The organism is Streptomyces sp. NPDC048523, from assembly GCF_043199815.1.
Taxonomy (GTDB): Bacteria; Actinomycetota; Actinomycetes; order Streptomycetales; family Streptomycetaceae; genus Streptomyces.
In genome coordinates, this window is record NZ_JBICWQ010000002.1 from 793,753 (window position 1) to 812,451 (window position 18,699).

Genomic DNA, 18,699 nt, shown 5'->3' on the forward strand with positions numbered 1-18,699 from the left:
GTGACCTCGTCACACCGGTTCCGGCTGACGCTCGGCCTGGACCGGCGGCTCGGGCGCCCGGGACAGCGACCCCGGCCACCACACCTTCCGCCGCAGCGCGACGGCCGCGCTGGTGACCAGGTAGGTCCGTACGAGGAAGGTGTCGAGGAGCACGCCCACCGCGATCACGAAGCCCAGCTCCACGAGTTGGACCAGCGGCATGTTGGTGAGCACCGCGAAGGTGGCCGCGAGGACGAGTCCGGCGGAGGCGATGACCCCGCCCGTGGTCCGCAGCGCGGTGAGGGCGGCGGTGACCGGTTCGGCGCCGGCCAGGGACTCCTCGCGCATGCGGTGCATCAGGAAGATGCCGTAGTCGACACCGAGGGCGACCAGGAACACGAAGGACAGCAGCCCGAGCCCCGGATCGGTGCCCTCGAACCCGAACACCGGCCCGAAGACCAGCCCGCCGATGCCGAGGGCCGCGGCCCACACGGCGACCACGGCGGCCACGAGGAGGAGCGGCGCGACGAGGGACCGTAGCAGGACGATCAGGATGAGCAGCACGGAGACGAGGACGATCGGCACGACGATTGTCCGGTCCCGGGCGTTGGTGTCCTTCAGGTCGAGCTGCTGTGCGCTGGGCCCGCCGACGTAGGAGCCGTCGAGTCCGTCCCGCAGGGCCTTGATGGTCGCGGTCTCCCCGGCGGACTGGGGAGCGTTCCTCGCGGTGACGGAGATCTCGGTCCAGCCGTCTCCGGTACGGCCCTTGCGCGCGCTGTCGACACCCGCGGTGCCGCGGGCCGTGGCGAGAGTCGCGTCGGCGCGGTCGGCCGGGGTGATGACGGTGATGGGCTGGGTGCCCCGCTCCGGATAGGCCTCGGCGAGCGTCTCCATGGCGGCGACGGCGTCGGGCCTGCTGGTGAAGGAGTCCTCCTGCTTGAGGCTGCCGGGCAGGTTCAGCACGCCCAGCGCGAGCGCCCCGAGCAGCACGGCCCCGCCGGCCAGCACGGTGAGCGGCCGCCGCCCGGCCGAGCTGCCCATCGCGGCGAACAGCGACCGGCGGACCTTGGGGGTGCTGCCGTAGCGGGGCACGAGCGGCCAGAACACCCGGCGGCCGAGCAGCACCAGGACCGCGGGCAGCAGCGTCATCATCGCGGCGAGCGCGACCAGCACCCCGACCGTCCCCAACGGGCCCATTCCGCGGCTGCTGTTGAGGTCGGCGGCGAGCAGGCACAGCAGTCCCGCGGCCACGGTCCCGGAGGAGGCGAGCACGGCGGGGCCGCAGCCCTTCAGCGCGGCCGCCATGGCGTCGTACGGCCGCTCGGCGCGCCGTAGCTCCTCGCGGTACCGGGAGACGAGCAGCAGCGCGTAGTCGGTGCCGGCGCCGAACACGAGGATCGTCATGATGCCGCCGCTCTGACCGGTGACGGCGGTCCCGAACCCCTGGTGGAGGCCGTAGGCGACGGCCCGCGCCAGGAACTCCGACATGCCCGCGACCCCGAGCGGCACCAGCCACAGCAGCGGGCTGCGGTAGATGACGATCAGCAGCAGGGCGACCACCGCGGCGGTGGTGTAGAGCAGCGGGCCGCCGAGGGAGTCGTAGACCTCGCCGGCGTCGGTGGCGAGGGCCCCTTCCCCGCCGACCTCGACGCCGAGCCCCTTCCCGCCCTTCGCGATGTCCCGCATCTCGTTGACGAGGAGGTCGCGGGCCTTCTCGTCGGTGCCCGGCTCGGTGCTGGCGACGGGATACATCACGGTGGTCCCGTCCTTGGACGGAATGCCCTGCGGCTCGGCGGTGAGCGGGTGCGCGTCCGCGATCCGCCCGATCTGCCCGGCCGCGGTCGCCCTGTCGGCCGCCGTCAGTCCGCCGTCCCGGTGATAGACGACGACCAATTGCGTGGCCTCGCCCCCGGGCAGCCGGTCCTGGATCTTCGCGACCTGCGTCGAGTCCGCGCTCGCCGGCAGATAGTCCACGGCCCGGTCCCGCTGCACGTCCGCGAGCTTCGCCGCGAACGGCGACACGGCCGCCAGCACGACGATCCACAGCCCCAGCACGAGCCAGGGCACGGCACGTCGTCGCCGTGCGCTCATCTTTGCGGCCCCCATGACGGGCCTCCCTCCGGTCGGACGTCTGAATCGCTTCCAGACTCCCGGCGCAAGACCCGCGGTTCGTCGGGCGGGAGGGCGAGTCGGGGGCTACTGCCAGGGGTGACCCGGGGCGCGGACTACTCCCCGGGGAGTATCAGGAGGGCGTCCGGGCCCGTCACGAGCAGCCTGGTCACGTCGTCAGGACCGAGCCCACGGTGGTGAGGAGGTCCCACGGGCCGTCCGCAGCAGGCCCCACTCGCGGGCCCCGCCACTGGAATGTCAGGACGGCGTCCGCGCCGCTGCCAACAGCCTCGCCACGTCGTCCGCGCAGATCGTCAGGGCCGAGCCCACCGTCGTGAGGACGTCCCGTTCCGCCGGGGTGTACGGGCCGTCCGCGAGGGCGATGCGGGCCGCCTGGAGGAGGATCGACTCGCGGCCCGGCGGGGCGAGGTGGGGGGCGAGCGGGTCGAGGGCCTCGTGGAGCTCTATGGCCAGGCCGGCCCCGCACGGGCGGTCGTAGACCCGGCCGGTGTCCTCGGCGAGGGCCTCGACCAGGGCCTCCAGCTGGCCCTCGGTGCAGTCGTCGAAGCCCGCCGCGCGGACCGTGGCGGCCGCGGTCTCCAGCGAGGTGCGCGAGCAGGTGCCGCCCGCCGCCAGGACCGCGAGCGCGACCGTGTGGACGGCGTCGCGGAGCATGGCCGAGAAACGGGTCGTGGTCGGATGGTCGAGGACGTCGGTGCCGAAGTGGCGCTGACAGGCCGCGCATTCCACCACCGGGCCGGTGTCCCCGCGCGGCAGGACCGGGACCCCCAGCAGGACGAGGCGGCGACGGCCCGTCAGCCGCCGGAAGTTGCGGTCGCCCCCGCAGCCGGGGCAGAAGAACTCGCCGTCGCCGACGGTCGTCCACGCGGTACGGGTACCCAGGAGGCGCGCAGGCCTGGTGGCACGGCCGTTTCGTCCCCGTTCTGGCAGCACGTCGCACCTCCGCGTAACCCCGCGGCAACATCGCCGCGCTTGCGTGATGTTAGCCACATGAGTGAGGCGGAGTCAGCACCCCCGACGAGACCTACCCGTGACCTCCACGCGCCGATGGCCGATAAACGACGGGGCCTTGATCGCCGTATACAGCGACCAAGGCCCCGAAACCGCCGGTCAGAGTGATTATCGAGCGGATCGGTTGACGGCGGAGACGACCGCCTTCAGCGACGCACGCGTCGTGTTCGCGTCGATCCCGATTCCCCACAGAACCTTGCCGTCGATCGCGCATTCGATGTAGGAGGCGGCCTGCGCGGAGGCGCCCTCGCTCATCGTGTGCTCCTGGTAGTCCAGCAGCCGGGCGTCGATGCCGACCTTGGCCAGCGCGTCGAAGAAGGCCGAGATCGGGCCGTTGCCCGAGCCGGTCAGAACGGTGTCGACGCCGTCGACCGTGGCCTCCACCTTCAGCGTGTCCACGCCGTCCGTGTCGGTCGTCGACTGCCCGTTCTTGACCTGGATACGGCCCCACGGGTTCTCGGGGTTGGGCAGGTACTCGTCCTGGAAGACCGCCCAGATGTCGGAGCCCTTGACCTCGCCGCCCTCGGCGTCCGTCTTGGCCTGGATGAGCTTCGAGAACTCGATCTGCATCCGGCGCGGCAGGTCCAGCTTGTGGTCGTTCTTCAGGACGTACGCGATACCGCCCTTGCCGGACTGGGAGTTGACCCGGATGACGGCCTCGTAGGAGCGGCCGACGTCCTTGGGGTCGATCGGCAGGTACGGCACCGCCCACTCGATGTCGTCGACGGTGACGCCCTTCGCGGCCGCGTCGGCCTCCATGGCGTCGAAGCCCTTCTTGATGGCGTCCTGGTGGGAGCCGGAGAAGGACGTGTAGACCAGGTCGCCCACGTACGGGTGGCGCGGGTGGACCTCCATCTGGTTGCAGTACTCCCACGTACGACGGATCTCGTCGATGTCGGAGAAGTCGATCTGCGGGTCGACGCCCTGCGAGAACAGGTTCATGCCCAGGGTGACCAGGTCGACGTTGCCGGTGCGCTCGCCCTGTCCGAACAGACAGCCCTCGACGCGGTCGGCGCCGGCCATCAGCGCCAGTTCGGCGGCGGCGACGGCGGTACCGCGGTCGTTGTGCGGGTGGATCGAGATGCACACGTACTCGCGGCGGGAGAGGTTGCGGTGCATCCACTCGAAGCGGTCCGCGTGCGTGGACGGGGTGGAACGCTCCACCGTGGCGGGCAGGTTGAGGATGATCTCGCGGCCCGGACCCGGCTGGTAGACGTCCATCACCGCCTCGCAGACCTCCAGGGCGAAGTCCAGCTCGGTGTCGGTGAAGATCTCGGGGCTGTACTGGTAGCCGAACTCCGTCTCCGGGCCCAGCAGCTTCTCCGCGTACTCCATCACCAGGCGGGTGCCGTCGACGGCGATCTGCTTGATGTCGTCCCTGGAGCCGCGGAAGACCACGCGGCGGAAGACGGGCGCGGTGGCGTTGTACAGGTGGACGGTGGCGCGCTTGGCGCCCTTCAGCGACTCGACGGTCCGCTCGATCAGGTCCTCGCGGGCCTGGGTCAGTACGGAGATCGTGACGTCGTCGGGGATCGCGCCCGGCTCCTCGACGATGGAGCGTACGAAGTCGAAGTCGGTCTGGCCGGAGGCCGGGAAGCCGACCTCGATCTCCTTGTAGCCCATCTTGACCAGCTGGTCGAACATCCGGCGCTTGCGCTCGGGAGACATCGGGTCGATCAGCGCCTGGTTGCCGTCGCGCAGGTCGGTGGAGAGCCAGCGGGGGGCGACGGTGATCCGCTTGTTCGGCCAGGTGCGGTCCGGGATGTCGACCTGCTCGTACTGGCCGTACTTGTGGATCGGCATGGTGGTGGGCTGCTGGCGGTTCGCCATGATTGCGGGGCTCCTCAGGATGTCCGGGAAGGACGGCCGACACGCAACGCGAAGCTCCGCGGGGAGGGAGTCGACCTGGACTACAGGCCCTCGCCGCGGCAGCTAAGAAGAAGCAGCCCGAAACGCATGATGCGCAGAATGCTAGCGGAGCCGCTCTCGGCGCGGGGCGCTGTATCAGTATGCGGGACCAGGGAATCGAAAGGGAGTGAAGCGGACAAAAAGTGCGCCATACCACTTCGTCACGGAGCGTGCGCTTCCCTGTCCGTATATTTCACCAATCATGGTTGCGGCTAGTGACACGGTCATGACTCAGTGCAAGGGTGCCGGGCATGACGACTCACGGGGGCTTCGAGCCCGTCTTCTGCACCGTCGTACCGCCACACGTCCTGGACAAGCTGGCCCGCAACGACGACCCCGCACTCTCCGGTCCCGCCCGGCGCACGTTGATGCGCGACAGCGAGCTGCGCGGCCGCCGCCGCGTGACGACCGAGTTCGGCCTCGCGGCCGCGCCCACGGCGAAGGCACCGTCGGACCAGCCGCTGCGCACCCTCTACGACGCCGGGCACAAGACGGACCTGCCGGGCAGGAAGGTCCGCGCCGAGGGCTCCGAGCCCGGCCAGGACGCCACGGTCAACCGCGCCTACGCGGGTCTCGGCGCCACCTTCGACCTCTACCTGAAGGCCTACGCGCGCCACTCCATCGACGGCGACGGCCTCCCGCTCGACGCGACCGTCCACTTCGACGAGAACTACAACAACGCCTTCTGGAACGGCGAGCAGATGGTGTTCGGCGACGGCGACGGCGAGATCTTCCTCGACTTCACCATCCCGATCGACGTCATCGGCCACGAACTCACCCACGGCGTCACGCAGCACACCGCGAACCTCACGTACTACGGTCAGCCGGGTGCCCTGAACGAGTCGATGTCCGACGTCTTCGGCTCGCTCATCAAGCAGTACACGCTCGGCCAGACCGCCGCGGAGGCCGACTGGCTGATCGGCGCGGGCCTGCTCGCGCCCAGCGTCTCCGGCAAGGCACTGCGCTCGATGAAGGCGCCCGGCACGGCGTACGACGACGACGTGCTCGGCAAGGACCCGCAGCCGGCGACGATGGACGACTACGTCCGCACCGGCCGCGACAACGGCGGCGTGCACATCAACTCCGGTATCCCCAACCACGCGTTCTACCTGGTGGCGAGCGCCCTCGGCGGCCACGCCTGGGAGAAGGCCGGACAGATCTGGTACGACGTCCTGACCGGCGGCGAGCTCTCCGAGCGGGCCCTGTTCACCGACTTCGCGAAGCTCACGGTCGCGGCGGCGAAGGCCCGCTTCAACGAGGGCGACGAACTCCAGGCCGTGTCGAAGGCCTGGGAGCAGGTCGGGGTGCGGATCCTGTGAGTCCGTACTAGACAGGGACCCATGCGTATTCAGGTGCGGCGCACGGGCGGGTTCGCGGGCATCGAGCGGCACAAGGAGGTGGACACCTCCGGGCGGCCCGATGCCCACGAATGGCAGGCCCTGGCCGAGAAGGCTCTCGCCGCCGGCCGGGGCACCCGGCCCATCGGGGTTCCGGACGGCTTCAGCTACGAGATCACCGTGGACGGCAGGACCGTCTACGCGGCCGATCCCCGGCTCACGGAGGAGCAGCGGCAGCTGATCTCGAAAGTACTCAAAGAGGGCGCGTAACTGCTTGTTCCCGCCTGCCCGTTGACTTCCCTACCCGCCGGTACGGATGATCCGGCGCATGGCGACTCAAGAGCATCCCCTCCCCCAGTTCCCGGCCGGCTTCCTGTGGGGCGTCTCCACCTCGGCCCATCAGATCGAGGGCGCGGCGGACAAGCGCGAGCGGTCCGTGTGGGACACCTTCACGGCCGAACCGGGACGGGTGAAGGACGGCTCGACGGCGGAGGTGGCCTGCGACCACTACCACCGCTACCAGGAGGACGTGTCCCTCCTGGCCGGACTGGGCGTGGACGCGTACCGCTTCTCCGTCTCCTGGCCGCGGGTGCGCTCCGAGGGCGGTCTCGACTTCTACGACCGTCTCGTGGACGAACTGGTCGCGGCGGGCGTCCGTCCCGTCCCGACGCTCTTCCACTGGGACCTGCCGGTGACGCTTCAGGAGGGGGGCGGCTGGCTGGAGCGGGACACGGCCTCCCGGTTCGCCGAGTACGTGTCCCTGGTGGCCGACCGGCTCGGCGACCGCGTCAAGAAGTGGATCACCCTCAACGAGCCCGCCGAACACACCCTGTTCGGCCACGCGCTCGGCGCCCACGCCCCGGGCAAGCAGCTGATGTTCGACGCGCTGCCCGCCGCCCACCACCAGCTCCTGGGCCACGGCCTGGCCGTCCAGGCCCTGCGCGCGGCCGGCGCCACGGACATCGGGATCGCCAACTCGCACGGCCCGACCTGGCCGGCCTCCCAGGAGCAACCGGATCTGGAGGCGGCGGACTTCTACGACCTGCTGCTGAACCGGCTGTTCGCCGACCCTCTGCTGCTGGGCGAATACCCTTCCGGCCTCGGCGAGTTGATGCCGGGCGACGTGGCCGCCGACCTCAAGGTCATCAGCGAGCCGCTCGACTTCTACGGAGTCAACTACTACGCCCCGACCCGCGTGGGCGCCCCGCAGGGCGAGGACATCGAGTTCGGCGGACTGACGATCCCCGCCGAACTGCCCTTCTCCGTCCAGGAGATCGAGGGCGTCCCGGTGACGGACTTCGGCTGGCCGGTGGTGCCCGAGGGGCTCACCGAACTCCTCACCGCCTTCCACGCGCGCTACGGCGACCGTCTCCCGCCCGTCGTCATCACCGAGAACGGCTGCTCCTACCAGGGCGTCGACGACCAGGACCGGATCGCCTACCTGGACGGTCACATCCGCGCCCTGCACCAGGCGGTCGAGGCGGGCGTGGACGTACGCGGGTACTTCGTGTGGTCGCTGATGGACAACTTCGAGTGGGCGGAGGGGTACGCGCGCCGGTTCGGGCTGGTGCACGTCGACTTCGAGACGCTGGCCAGGACGCCGAAGGCGTCGTACGCGTGGTACCGGGAGCTGCTCCGGGCACAGCGGTGAGCACGGCCCTCTCGGAGCCCGTCGAGCGCGTCGGCAAGGGCTGGACCGCGTCCCTCTCGCTGGCCAACGTGGCGATCTGGGTGGGCTGGTACGGCCCGCTCCAGATCCTGCTGGCCCGGCAGGCGGAGGACTTCGCGCCCGGCACCGGTATGTCGAAGGAGACCCTGCTGGCCTGGGTGACCGGGGTGGCCGCGGTGGTGTCCCTGGCGGCGAACCCGTTCTTCGGCGCGCTCTCGGACCGCACCACGGCCCGCTGGGGCCGCCGCAGCCCGTGGATCGTGGCCGGTGCGGCGGGCGGCGCGCTGTCGCTGCTGGTGCTCGCCGGGGCGGGCGGGCTGTGGGTCATGACACTGGGCTGGTGTCTGGTCCAGCTGACCCTGAACGCGTCCTTCGCGGCGGTCACGGCGGCCGTCCCGGACCGGGTGCCGCGGTTCCAGCGGGGCGCGGTGGGCGGCTGGATCGGGGCGGCGCAGATCCTGGGCGCGGTCGTCGGCACGGGCCTCGCGACGGCGGCGGGCGGGATCGCGGCGGGCTATGCGGCGTGCGCGGTGTTCACGCTGGCGGGCGTCCTGCCGTACGTGCTCCGCCACCGGGATCTCACACTCAGGCCCGCAGACCGTCCCGCCTGGTCCTGGCGGTCGTTCGCGCGCGGTTTCTGGCTGAGCCCGCGCCGCCACCCGGACTTCGCCTGGGCCTGGCTGACCCGCTTCCTGATCAACCTCAGCAACGCGCTGGTGCTTCTGTATTTGCTGTACTACCTGCGGGACCGCCTGCACTACGACGACCCCGAGCGGGGCGTGCTGATCCTGACCGTGGTGGACAGCGTGGCGCTGCTGGCCACCGTGGTCGTGGGCGGCGTCTGGTCGGACCGGGTGGGCCGCCGCAAGCCGTTCGTGCGCTGGTCCGGCGTGCTGATGGCGGTGGCCACGGGAGTGCTCGCCGTGTGGCAGACCTGGCCGAGCGCGATCGTCGTGGCGGCGCTGCTGGGGGTGGGCCTCGGGGTGTTCATGTCGGTCGACTTCGCGCTGATGACGGATGTCCTGCCGACTGCTCTCGACCGGGGCAAGGACCTGGGCGTCATCAACGTGGCCAACTCGCTGCCCCAGGTGGCCGCCCCCGCCATCGCCGCACCGATCGTCACGCACCTCGGGGGGTACCGGGTCCTGTACGGATTGGCGGCGGTGGTGGGTTTGGCGGGAGCGGCGCTGGTCGGCCGCATAAGAAACGTCGAGTAGACACACCCAGGGGCGCGGGACTGTGTCGATGTGCGGCTCCGCCGCGTGGGCGCGACCAGCCCCCACCGCGCCGCAGACGACAACCGGCCCAGAGCTACAGCGCTCCAGCCTCCCGAGCCGCGTAAACCGACGGATACACCGGCCGGTACCCCAGCTCCCGCCGGATCCGCTCCGTGGACATGATCACCAGCCACGGGTCGGGATCGACCCGCTCGTACAACTCGCCCGGGATCTCCACCCCGTTGAGCTGATACAACTCCACCGCCGTCACGGGTGCGTCGTCGGCGATGTTGTACACCCGCCCCGAGATGCCCGGTGCGTGCAGGATCCGCAACAGCCCCTGGGCGACATCCGCGTGGTGCCCCATGTGCAGCCGCTGGGCCGACGCCCAGTTCTTCGCCCACATCAGGGACTGGGCGAGATGCGGATCCCCCTCGCCGTAGACGAAGGGCAGCCGCCCGACCCGCACGTCGAGCCCCTCCAGCGCGAACAGCTCCCGTTCGGCCTCCGCCTTGGACGCGGGATAGGCACCCCACATGGACCCGCCGGGCCGGCTCTCGTCCTCCTCCGTCAGCAGGCGCCCCCGCCCCTCGCCGTACACCAGACCGGTGCTGACCTGCACGAACCGCCGAACACCGGAGGCCACCGCGGCACGGCCCAGCTCCACGGCCGCGTCCCGGTTGACGGCCCAAGCCTCCTCGTCCGGCACGCCCCGGAAAGACGCGGCGACGTTCACGACCGCGTCCACCCCGGCGACAGCCTTGCCGAGCACGTCCGTATCGCGGAGATCTCCTACGACGACCTCGGCGCCGAGTTCCGCGAAGGGCTCACCGCGGGCCGTGTCCCGCACCAGCACCCGTACCTGCTCGCCCGGCCGGGACTGCGCCAGCAGCCTCGGTACGAAGCGCCGGCCGACCTGTCCCGTCGTACCTGTCACCAATGTCAGCATGTGCTGCTCCTCTCGTCCGGACCAGCGTGGAACGGCCGGGCGGGCACCGGGAGAGACCTCTTGATCGGGGGATCGGCAGACCCTGGATAAGCCGGACCGGGTGACGCACGCTGGAGGGGTGAACCGAGCCGAACTCGCCGACTTCCTGCGCCGTGGCCGTGCCCGGCTGAACCCGTCCGACGTGGGTCTGGCGCCGGGCGCCAGGCGCCGCACGCCGGGGCTGCGCCGCGAGGAGGTGGCGCAGCTGGCGGGGATGTCGGTGGACTACTACACGCGGCTGGAGCAGTCCCGGGGCCCCCGGCCGTCCCGTCAGATGCTGACCGCGCTGGCCCGGGCGCTGCGCCTGACCGACGTGGAGCAGGACCATCTGTTCCACCTGACCGGCGAGGAGCCCCCGCGCCGCGAGACGGCGTCGGCGCACGTCCGTCCGGGGCTGCTGCTGATCCTGGACCGGCTGCACGACACCCCGGCGCAGGTCGTGAACGACTGCGGCGAGGTGCTGGCGCAGAACGCGATGGCGAAGGCGCTGGTGGGCGACGCGATGTCCCGCCCGCGGCGCGACCGCAACCTGGTCCGGCGCTTCTTCCTGGACCCGGCCGCGCGCACGCTCTTCCCCGAGGAGGACCTCGCGGAGCACGCGCGCACCCAGGTCGCCACCCTGCGCGCGGTTGCCGCGGCCCGCCCCGACGATCCGGAACCGGCCGCGCTGGTCGCCGAACTCCGGGCGGGCAGCGAGGAGTTCGCGCGCCTGTGGGACGAACACGAGGTGTCCCAGCGCAACAGGGCGACGAAACGCTTCGTCCACCCCGTGGTGGGCCTGCTGGAACTCGACTGCGAGGTCATGGTCAGCCACGAACACCACCACCTCCTGGTCGTCCACACGGCCCGCCCGGGAACGGAGGCGTACGAACGACTGCAACTGCTCAGGGTGGTGGGGCTGCAGGACCTGACCACGCAGGAAGCGACCCCGTAAAGGCTCCTAGAACCCCAGCTTCCGCAACTGTCGGGGATCCCGCTGCCAGTCCTTCGCCACCTTGACGTGGAGGTCCAGGAAGACGGGTGTGCCGAGGAGGGCCTCGATCTGCTTGCGGGACTTGATGCCGACCTCCTTCAGGCGCTTGCCCTTGGGGCCGATGATGATGCCCTTCTGGCTGGGGCGCTCGATGTAGACGAAGGCGTGGATGTCGAGGAGGGGCTTGTCGGCGGGGCGGTCCTCGCGGGGGAGCATCTCCTCGACGACCACCGCGATGGAGTGCGGGAGTTCGTCGCGGACGCCCTCCAGCGCGGCCTCGCGGATCAGCTCGGCGATCATGACCTGCTCGGGCTCGTCCGTGAGGTCGCCCTCGGGGTAGAGCGCCGGGCCCTCGGGAAGCATCGGGACCAGCAGATCCGCCAGCAGGTCGACCTGCTTGTTGGCGGTCGCGGAGACCGGGACGATCTCCGCCCACTCGATGCCCAGCTCCTTGCCGAGCTGGTCGACGGCGATCAGCTGCTCGGCCAGCGTCTTGGAGTCGACGAGGTCCGTCTTCGTGATGATCGCGACCTTCGGGGACTTCTTGATCCCCGCGAGTTCCTTCGCGATGAAACGGTCCCCGGGCCCGAGCTTCTCGTTCGCCGGCAGACAGAACCCGATCACGTCGACCTCGGCCCAGGTGGTGCGTACGACGTCGTTCAGCCGCTCACCCAGCAGCGTGCGCGGCTTGTGCAGCCCCGGGGTGTCGACCAGGATCAGCTGGGCCTCGGGCCGGTGCACGATCCCCCGTACCGTGTGCCGCGTCGTCTGCGGCTGATTCGCGGTGATCGCCACCTTCTGCCCGACGAGAGCGTTCGTGAGGGTGGACTTGCCCGCGTTGGGGCGGCCCACGAAACAGGCGAAGCCGGCGCGGTGGGGTGCCTGCGACGAGGCCGACGGCTCGGATGACTGACTGCGAACGCTCATGCGCCCCATTCTCCCTGATCCACAGAGCCCCGCCGTACAAGCGCCCGAGTGTCCGCGTTCCGGTGAGCTTCCCGAAACCTCCACGCAATGAAACATCACGGAAACACCGGCGTGCTCAACCGGAAACGCACTCCGGTGACCCTCTGACGAGCCCCCACCTCGTTGGAGACCTCCATGCCCCTCGCCGCCGCACAAGCAGCAGCGCGCATCGACACCGGTGACACCGCCTGGCTGCTCGCCGCCACCGCCCTCGTCCTGCTGATGACCCCGGGGCTCGCCCTGTTCTACGGCGGCATGGTCCGCACGAAGAGCGTCCTCAACATGCTGATGATGAGCTTCGTGTCGATCGCCCTGGTCACAGTGGTGTGGCTGGCCGCCGGCTACTCCCTCGCCTTCGGTGACGACACGTTCGGCGGCCTGATCGGCGACCTGGAGCACGCCGGCATGAGCGGCCTCGGCCCCGACAGCGTCCACGGCACCGTCCCCACCCTCCTCTTCGCCACCTTCCAGCTCACCTTCGCGATCATCACGGCGGCGCTGATCAGCGGCGCGATCGCGGACCGCGCGAAGTTCGGGGCGTGGCTGGTGTTCGTCCCGGTCTGGGCGCTGCTGGTATACGTTCCGGTCGCCCACTGGGTATGGGGCCCGGGCGGCTGGGTCCTGGACAAGCTCGGCGCGCTCGACTTCGCGGGCGGTCTGCCCGTCGAGATCACCTCCGGCGCCTCCGGTCTCGCCCTCGCGCTGGTCCTCGGCCCCCGTCTGGGCTTCAAGAAGGACGCCATGCGCCCGCACAACCTCCCCATGGTCATCATGGGCGCGGGGCTCCTCTGGTTCGGCTGGTTCGGCTTCAACGCGGGCTCGGCCCTCGGCGCCAACGGCCTCGCCGCCGCCGCCTTCCTCAACACCCTCGCCGCCGGTTGCACCGGTCTGCTCGGCTGGCTCTTCGTCGAGCAGAAGCGCGACGGCCACCCCACCACCCTGGGCGCGGCCTCCGGCGCGGTCGCGGGGCTGGTCGCGATCACCCCGTCCTGCGGCTCGGTCTCCCTCCTCGGCGCGCTCGTCGTCGGCCTCGCCGCCGGTGTCGTCTGCTCCTACGCGGTGGGCTGGAAGTTCAGGCTGAACTACGACGACTCGCTGGACGTCGTCGGCGTCCACCTGGTCGGCGGAGTCGTCGGCACCCTCCTGATCGGCGTGTTCGCCGTGCGCGAGATGACCGGCGGCACGGAGGGACTGCTCTACGGCGGCGGCCTCGCCCAGCTCGGCAAGCAGCTGGTGGCCGTGGTCGCCGTAGGGGCGTACGCCTTCCTGGTGACGTACGGCCTCGGGAAGCTGATCGACAAGGTGCTGGGCTTCCGGGCCGACGAGGAGCACGAGCAGACCGGCCTGGACCTTACGGTGCACGCCGAGACCGCATACGATCACGGCGTCCTGGGCCACGGTGCCCCGGTCGGCGCGTCCTCCGTCCCCCACGCCCAGAAGGTCAAGACCCAGGCATGAAGCTCATCACCGCGATCGTCAAGCCGTACCGCCTCGACGAGGTCAAGACCGCGCTCCAGGAGATCGGCATCCACGGTCTGACCGTCACCGAGGCCAGCGGTTACGGCCGTCAGCGCGGCCACACCGAGGTGTACCGCGGCGCCGAGTACCAGGTCGACCTGGTCCCCAAGGTCCGCATCGAGGTCGTCGTGGGCGACGCCGACGCGGACGCCGTCATCGACGCGATCGTCAAGGCCGCCCACACGGGCAAGATCGGCGACGGCAAGGTGTGGGCGCTGCCGGTGGAGACGGTCGTACGGGTACGGACGGGCGAGCGCGGGCCGGACGCGCTTTAGAGCGGGGGCGCGGAAGGGCCTTTAGGGGCGCGGGGCTGCATCGATGTGCGGCTCCGCCGCGGGGCGCGACAAGCCACGACGGCGCAGCAGTCGCAGACGGATCCCCAACACCCCACCCACGACAACCGCCACGAACAGCACCACCGCGACCAGCCACGGCAACGCGAAGAAGGACGCGCTCACCGACTCCCGCGTGTCCTTCGCGCTCGCCGTCAACTTCACGTCGCCCCAGTCGAGTTGCGGTGCGCCCCGCCACGGCTCGCTCAGCCGCACCCGCTGGCCGGGCAGCAACTCCCCCGGGATCCGCGCGAGTTCACGGGCGAGCAGCGTACGCCCGAACAGTCCCGTCGCCCGCAGCTCCACCTTCGGGTTCAGGGTGACGTTGCCGGTGTTGCGCAAGGTGTACGAGATCGTCGCACTGCTGTCCCCCAACCCCGGTACCAACGGCTGGTGGTGGCTGACGTGGACGTCCTCGACGGCGATCGCCGGCACGGTGGGCCCGCCGACGCGAAGGTAGATCCGGGCCGCGACGGCCCGCTGCACGCCGAGCGCCACCGCGCCGTCGCCCTTGTCGATCCGTTCGTCCAGGGCCACCAGCGCGCCGGGATGGTCGCCCGGTTCGGCGCCCTCGGGCACCGACAGCGTGAACGGCACGGTGACCTCGCCGTGCGCGGGGACGGTCACCCGGGACTTCGCGGGCCTCGCCCAGACCCCCACCCCGCGCTGCTTCTCCACGACCGTCCGCACGGCGAAACCGCCGTCGCGGGCGGTGTTGTAGGCGTCGGCGGCGTAGAGCCGGAAGGTCAGCGGCCGACCGGTCTTGTTGCTGACGACCACCTTGTCGTCGATGCTCTGCCCGGGGTCGGCGGAGAGATAGAAGTAGGGCCGCGCGGCGATCTGCGAGGCGGCGGGATACACGGACCAGCTGCCGTTGTCGGCGCCGTACGCGGGCGCGGCGGCCGTGGCCAGGAACAGGCTGAGGAGAAGACTCGGGAGAAGGACGTACAGCTTGCGCATGGGTGCGGACCCCCACGGGTGCGAGAAGGACGGACGGGCGGGTGCGGGCGCCCGTACGGTCAGCTGAGCGTGAGGGTGAGAACGCCGGAGTACGTGCCGGGAGGCGTGAACGCCGGTACGTTCAGGGAGAGTCCGGCGCCCGCGGTGAACTCGCCGCCGGTGAGCGCGGCGTTGGGCGTGGACGCGAGAGTCGCCCCCGAGGATCCGACCGGGCCGGCGGAACCGGCCTGGCAGGTGCTCGGGCTGCCCGCCTTGGTAGCGCAGGTGGGACTCCAGCTCAGCGCACCGGCGTCGATCTTGGCGCCGGGTCCGGTGAAGTCGGTGACCTTGCCGGTGAGTGACCAGCCGGCGGGTCCGCCGCGGAAGTCCTTGACGGTCACCTTGTTCAGGTCACCGGTCGAGGGCCCGCCCTTGCCGTAGTCCACCGGCGAGAGGCTGACGGTGTCCCCGGCCTGGGACATGGACAGCGTGCCGGCCTTCACCGTGGTGGTGACCTTCTGGCTGCCTGCGGGCACGGGCGTGTCGTCGACGACGACGTACGCCTTCGGTCCCGCTCCCTTGGCGTCGCTCCACGCGCTGCCCTCGTACGCCACGACACCGGTCGTCGTCTTGTCCTTGACGACGAGCGATCCGCTGAAGGCGCCCGAGGAGTCGGCGGTGACGGTGGCGGTGTCCGCGGTCTGGGCGGCGCCGGCCCGCCCGGCCAGGGTGACCGCCGCACCGGGGGTGAACTTGCTGCCGGTGACCGTGACGCTGTCACCGGGTTTCCCGGAGGCCGAACCCAGTGCGATGTCCCGCTGGTTGACGGGGTTCGCGTCCGTCGCGGTGACCGTCTCGGAGACCGGGGCGGGCGGGGTGATCACCGTGCAGGGGGTGTCCAGTTCGAGGATGTAACTGGTGTGGATGTTGTAGTCGCCGGGCGACAGGGTGATCGCGCCGGGTGAGGTGACCTTGAAGGTGCCGGTCATCGAGAACGACGGGAAGGCGCCGTTGCCCGGCACCGGGTCGTTCTTCTTCGGTCCGGCGACCGTCACGGCGCCGGTCTGGGCCCCGCCGAGGGTGACCTTGCCGGTCGGCGTCATGATGTCGGCCGGCAGTGCGATGGCGGTGGGGTTGCTGGCGGCGGGTTTGACCACCGTGTAGGTCACGGTGACGGTGTCGCCCACCTTGGGGCTGGTGTTGTCCACGGCGATGGCGGCCGTCGTGGTGCCGTCGATCGGTGGGATGCCCGCGACCGCGGGCGGGATGCAGTGCGTGGCGAAGTCCACGTTGGTGGCGGCACCGGCCGGACAGGCCAGTGCGCCGCCCGCGGTGACCGCGAGTGCGGTCGCCCCGACAAAGGACGCCATACGGCGTCTTCGAGTCGTCGAACCCATGGATGTGCCCCCTCCGGAAGCTCCTGAAGTCCTGTGCCGACAGGGGGCATTGATGTGTGGATCGCGTGAGAAGTCAATGGAGTTGCCGCAGAAACCTGACGCTCTGTCAGTTCCTGCGGCAACCACGCGACGTGCCGGGAGGATCAGTCGAACACAAAGGGTCCGGGCGACTGCGGACCGGTCGCCGTGCAGGTGACGGTGATCCCGAAGACGACGATCTGGAGCGAACCGCCGTACGACTCCAGGCTGTCGCCGGAGGCCACGGTGCCGTTGAGGGGACCGACGGTGACAGGATCGCCGGCCGCGATGGCGGGGTTCTCGGTGCCGGAGAAGGTGGTGGTGCCGCCGTTCGCGTTCACGAAGGTGAGCGTCGAGGAGATCGAGTCCTCGTCGAGTGCGAGCGGGGCGTTGATCGCCGAGGTGACGGTGACGGTGGCCGCGGTGCCGTCCTGGGTCGCGGTCAGGGTGGCCTGTCCGCTGCCGTAGAGGCCGCAGTCCGCGTCGATGGTCGCGGTGTCCGGGGTGACGGCCGCGGCGGTGGGGGCGAACGCGAGCCCGAGGGCCGCGAGCGTGCCGACGGCCAGTGCCGCACCAGTGCCTGTGCGCTTGCCTTTCATGGTATCCGGTTCCCTTCCCGTGGTGGGGAGTGCCATGTGGGGATGGACGGGGGGGTGCATCCCGACGGACGGCCGGCGTTCACGGGGCGTGGTGCGGGACGCCGGGTGAACTGGAATCTGACGGTCCGTCGGAATATCCGGTTCCATTGATGCGCGTGGGACGAGGAACGGCAAGCCGGAATTCCGGCCAACCGTCATCGGGGGTGTCAGCCGGCGGTCACGGTACTGCGCACGGTGCCGTCGACTCCCGCCACCAGCACCGGAGTCGTGGGCCCGCCCAGATCCCGGACGGCGGCCAGGTCCTGCTCGGAGGCCGATTCGGCATCCGTCACCACGGCCGCCGCCTCCAGCGACTTCGCCCCGGACGCCACCGCCATGGCCACCGCCGTCTGCAGCGCGCTCAGCTTCAACGACGCCAGCTCGACGGTCCCCGCCACGTACGTCCGCCCGGTGTCGTCCCGTACGGCCGCCCCCTCGGGCACGCTGTTACGGGCCCGCGCCGAACGGGCCAGGGTGACGATCTTGCGGTCCTCGGGGTCAAGCGCACTGTTGTCGGTCATGGAACCGAGCATACGAACCGAACCGACGTCGACGACGCCACGGGTCCGCCCACCACCGGGTCACCGGGCCACCGGGCCACCGGGCCACCGGGCCACCGGGCCACCGGGCCACCGGGCCACCGGGCCACCGGGTCACCGGGTCACCGGGCCACCGGGTCACCGGGTCACCGGCCAGGGTCCGCCACCCACCACCGGGGCACCGCGGACCACGGGAGCCCACCAGCCTCCGGAGGCTCTCCCCGTCACCCGTCCGCCGCCAAACACACCGCCCGCCACGGGAGACACCCCCCGGCCGGCAGCCGTCCGCCGTCACCGGTCACATCACCCCGCCACCGGATACATCGCCCCCCGCCGCCCCTCCGGGGACGCCAGCCACTCCAGCTTGGCCGCTGTGTTCGCCTCGTCCAGCGGGGTGTGCAGGACGACCGTCAGGTCGGAGCGGGCCGGTACCTTCATCGCCGTGGACTCCACGCACAGCAGACCGACCAGCGGATGGTCGAGCTCCTTGCGGATCACTCCGGCGTCCTCGATGTCCCGCCGCTCCCACAGCTCGGTGAACTCCGCGCTCGCCGACCGCACCCGGGCCAGCACCTCCTGGAAGCCCTCGTCCTCGGGGCGCGCGGACGAGGCCGCCCGGAACTGGGCGACCACCGTGCGCGCGTTCTGTTCCCAGCTGTGCGATCGCGACCGGTACAGCGGGTCCGTGAAGAAGTCGACGAGACAGTTCTGGGTGTTCTCCGGCCGCATGCCGAGCACCCAGCCCGCCGCGTCGTTGTACAGCACGCAGTTGTAGTACGCGTCCATGATGTGCGCCGGATACGGCATCCACGCGTCGATCAGCCGCCGCAGCCCCTCGCACCCATGGTCGGCGGCCGGTTCCGGCGCGGGCGGGTTCAGCCCGGCGAGGACGTACAGATGCCGCCGCTCCGCGTTGCTGAGCCGCAGCACCCGCCCCACGGAGTCGAGCACCTGCGGGGACACCGAGATGTCCCGCCCCTGCTCCAGCCACTGGTACCAGGAGGCACCCACCCCGGCAAGCACCGCGACCTCCTCCCGCCTGAGCCCCGGCGTCCGCCGCCGCGCCCCGCCGTCCGGCAGCCCGGCCTCGGCCGGCGAGACCCGGGCCCGCCGGCTCATCAGGAACTCCCGCAGCTCACG

The 18,699-nt window shown here is 70.9% G+C and carries 17 protein-coding genes; 7 read left to right on the plus strand and 10 right to left on the minus strand.

The window, feature by feature from the left end; genetic code table 11:
- Positions 1-9 precede the first annotated feature (9 nt).
- The 3 genes from ACGFWE_RS12555 to leuA all read right to left on the minus strand — a co-directional run bounded on the left by ACGFWE_RS12555 (position 10) and on the right by leuA (position 4,950).
- Positions 10-2,085 (minus strand): MMPL family transporter, encoded by a 2,076-nt coding sequence (locus ACGFWE_RS12555; RefSeq protein WP_393599739.1) that lies wholly within the window; start codon positions 2,083-2,085, stop codon positions 10-12.
- Positions 2,086-2,346: 261 nt separating this feature from the next.
- On the minus strand, positions 2,347-3,042 hold the full coding sequence (locus ACGFWE_RS12560) for a TerB family tellurite resistance protein (protein WP_352383769.1): 696 nt from the start codon (positions 3,040-3,042) through the stop codon (positions 2,347-2,349).
- Positions 3,043-3,228: 186 nt separating this feature from the next.
- Positions 3,229-4,950, minus strand: a complete 1,722-nt coding sequence (gene leuA / locus ACGFWE_RS12565) for a 2-isopropylmalate synthase (protein WP_393599741.1) — start codon at positions 4,948-4,950, stop codon at positions 3,229-3,231.
- 329 nt (positions 4,951-5,279) lie between these two features.
- Here leuA and ACGFWE_RS12570 point away from each other — a divergent pair, with 329 nt between their 5' ends.
- From ACGFWE_RS12570 to ACGFWE_RS12585, 4 genes are read left to right on the plus strand one after another with little or no spacing between them, the layout of a single operon-like run.
- On the plus strand, positions 5,280-6,347 hold the full coding sequence (locus ACGFWE_RS12570; RefSeq protein ID WP_352383773.1) for a M4 family metallopeptidase: 1,068 nt from the start codon (positions 5,280-5,282) through the stop codon (positions 6,345-6,347).
- Positions 6,348-6,368: 21 nt separating this feature from the next.
- Entirely contained in the window at positions 6,369-6,635 is a 267-nt protein-coding gene (locus tag ACGFWE_RS12575; protein WP_352383775.1) for a protealysin inhibitor emfourin, read from the plus strand.
- 58 nt (positions 6,636-6,693) lie between these two features.
- The gene (locus ACGFWE_RS12580; RefSeq protein ID WP_393599744.1) at positions 6,694-8,016 is read left to right on the plus strand and encodes a GH1 family beta-glucosidase; all 1,323 of its coding nucleotides are present in this window, start codon (positions 6,694-6,696) and stop codon (positions 8,014-8,016) included.
- Positions 8,013-9,251 (plus strand): MFS transporter, encoded by a 1,239-nt coding sequence (locus ACGFWE_RS12585; protein WP_352383779.1) that lies wholly within the window; start codon positions 8,013-8,015, stop codon positions 9,249-9,251. Before ACGFWE_RS12580 ends, ACGFWE_RS12585 begins: the two co-directional genes overlap by 4 nt.
- Positions 9,252-9,345: 94 nt before the next feature.
- On the opposite strand, the gene ACGFWE_RS12590 is transcribed toward ACGFWE_RS12585, so the two are convergent.
- Positions 9,346-10,200 (minus strand): NAD-dependent epimerase/dehydratase family protein, encoded by an 855-nt coding sequence (locus ACGFWE_RS12590; protein ID WP_393599746.1) that lies wholly within the window; start codon positions 10,198-10,200, stop codon positions 9,346-9,348.
- Positions 10,201-10,318: 118 nt separating this feature from the next.
- Here ACGFWE_RS12590 and ACGFWE_RS12595 point away from each other — a divergent pair, with 118 nt between their 5' ends.
- Positions 10,319-11,173 (plus strand): helix-turn-helix transcriptional regulator, encoded by an 855-nt coding sequence (locus ACGFWE_RS12595; protein WP_393599748.1) that lies wholly within the window; start codon positions 10,319-10,321, stop codon positions 11,171-11,173.
- Between the two features lie 6 nt (positions 11,174-11,179).
- Here ACGFWE_RS12595 and era read toward each other — a convergent pair whose 3' ends face one another.
- Positions 11,180-12,148, minus strand: a complete 969-nt coding sequence (era, locus tag ACGFWE_RS12600) for a GTPase Era (RefSeq protein WP_352383785.1) — start codon at positions 12,146-12,148, stop codon at positions 11,180-11,182.
- 165 nt (positions 12,149-12,313) lie between these two features.
- Here era and ACGFWE_RS12605 point away from each other — a divergent pair, with 165 nt between their 5' ends.
- Together ACGFWE_RS12605 and ACGFWE_RS12610 are read left to right on the plus strand one after the other, a co-directional pair.
- Positions 12,314-13,636: an ammonium transporter gene (locus tag ACGFWE_RS12605; RefSeq protein WP_393599750.1), complete on the plus strand. Its 1,323-nt coding sequence runs from the start codon at positions 12,314-12,316 to the stop codon at positions 13,634-13,636.
- Positions 13,633-13,971 carry a P-II family nitrogen regulator gene (locus ACGFWE_RS12610; protein WP_352383789.1) on the plus strand — a complete coding sequence of 113 codons (339 nt, stop codon included), beginning with the start codon at positions 13,633-13,635 and terminating at the stop codon, positions 13,969-13,971. The genes ACGFWE_RS12605 and ACGFWE_RS12610 overlap by 4 nt, the downstream gene beginning before the upstream one ends.
- 21 nt (positions 13,972-13,992) lie before the next feature.
- On the opposite strand, the gene ACGFWE_RS12615 is transcribed toward ACGFWE_RS12610, so the two are convergent.
- The 5 genes from ACGFWE_RS12615 to ACGFWE_RS12635 all read right to left on the minus strand — a co-directional run bounded on the left by ACGFWE_RS12615 (position 13,993) and on the right by ACGFWE_RS12635 (position 18,678).
- Entirely contained in the window at positions 13,993-14,988 is a 996-nt protein-coding gene (locus ACGFWE_RS12615; protein WP_393599753.1) for a WxL protein peptidoglycan domain-containing protein, read from the minus strand.
- 59 nt (positions 14,989-15,047) lie between these two features.
- Complete coding sequence (locus ACGFWE_RS12620; RefSeq protein WP_393599755.1) at positions 15,048-16,364, minus strand: beta-xylosidase; 1,317 nt, start codon at positions 16,362-16,364, stop codon at positions 15,048-15,050.
- 143 nt (positions 16,365-16,507) lie between these two features.
- Positions 16,508-16,981, minus strand: a complete 474-nt coding sequence (locus ACGFWE_RS12625) for a hypothetical protein (protein WP_352383795.1) — start codon at positions 16,979-16,981, stop codon at positions 16,508-16,510.
- A 206-nt stretch (positions 16,982-17,187) separates the two neighbouring features.
- Positions 17,188-17,541: a cytidine deaminase gene (locus tag ACGFWE_RS12630; RefSeq protein WP_352383797.1), complete on the minus strand. Its 354-nt coding sequence runs from the start codon at positions 17,539-17,541 to the stop codon at positions 17,188-17,190.
- 321 nt (positions 17,542-17,862) lie between these two features.
- The gene (locus ACGFWE_RS12635) at positions 17,863-18,678 is read right to left on the minus strand and encodes a helix-turn-helix transcriptional regulator (RefSeq protein WP_352384363.1); all 816 of its coding nucleotides are present in this window, start codon (positions 18,676-18,678) and stop codon (positions 17,863-17,865) included.
- Positions 18,679-18,699: the final 21 nt, after the last annotated feature.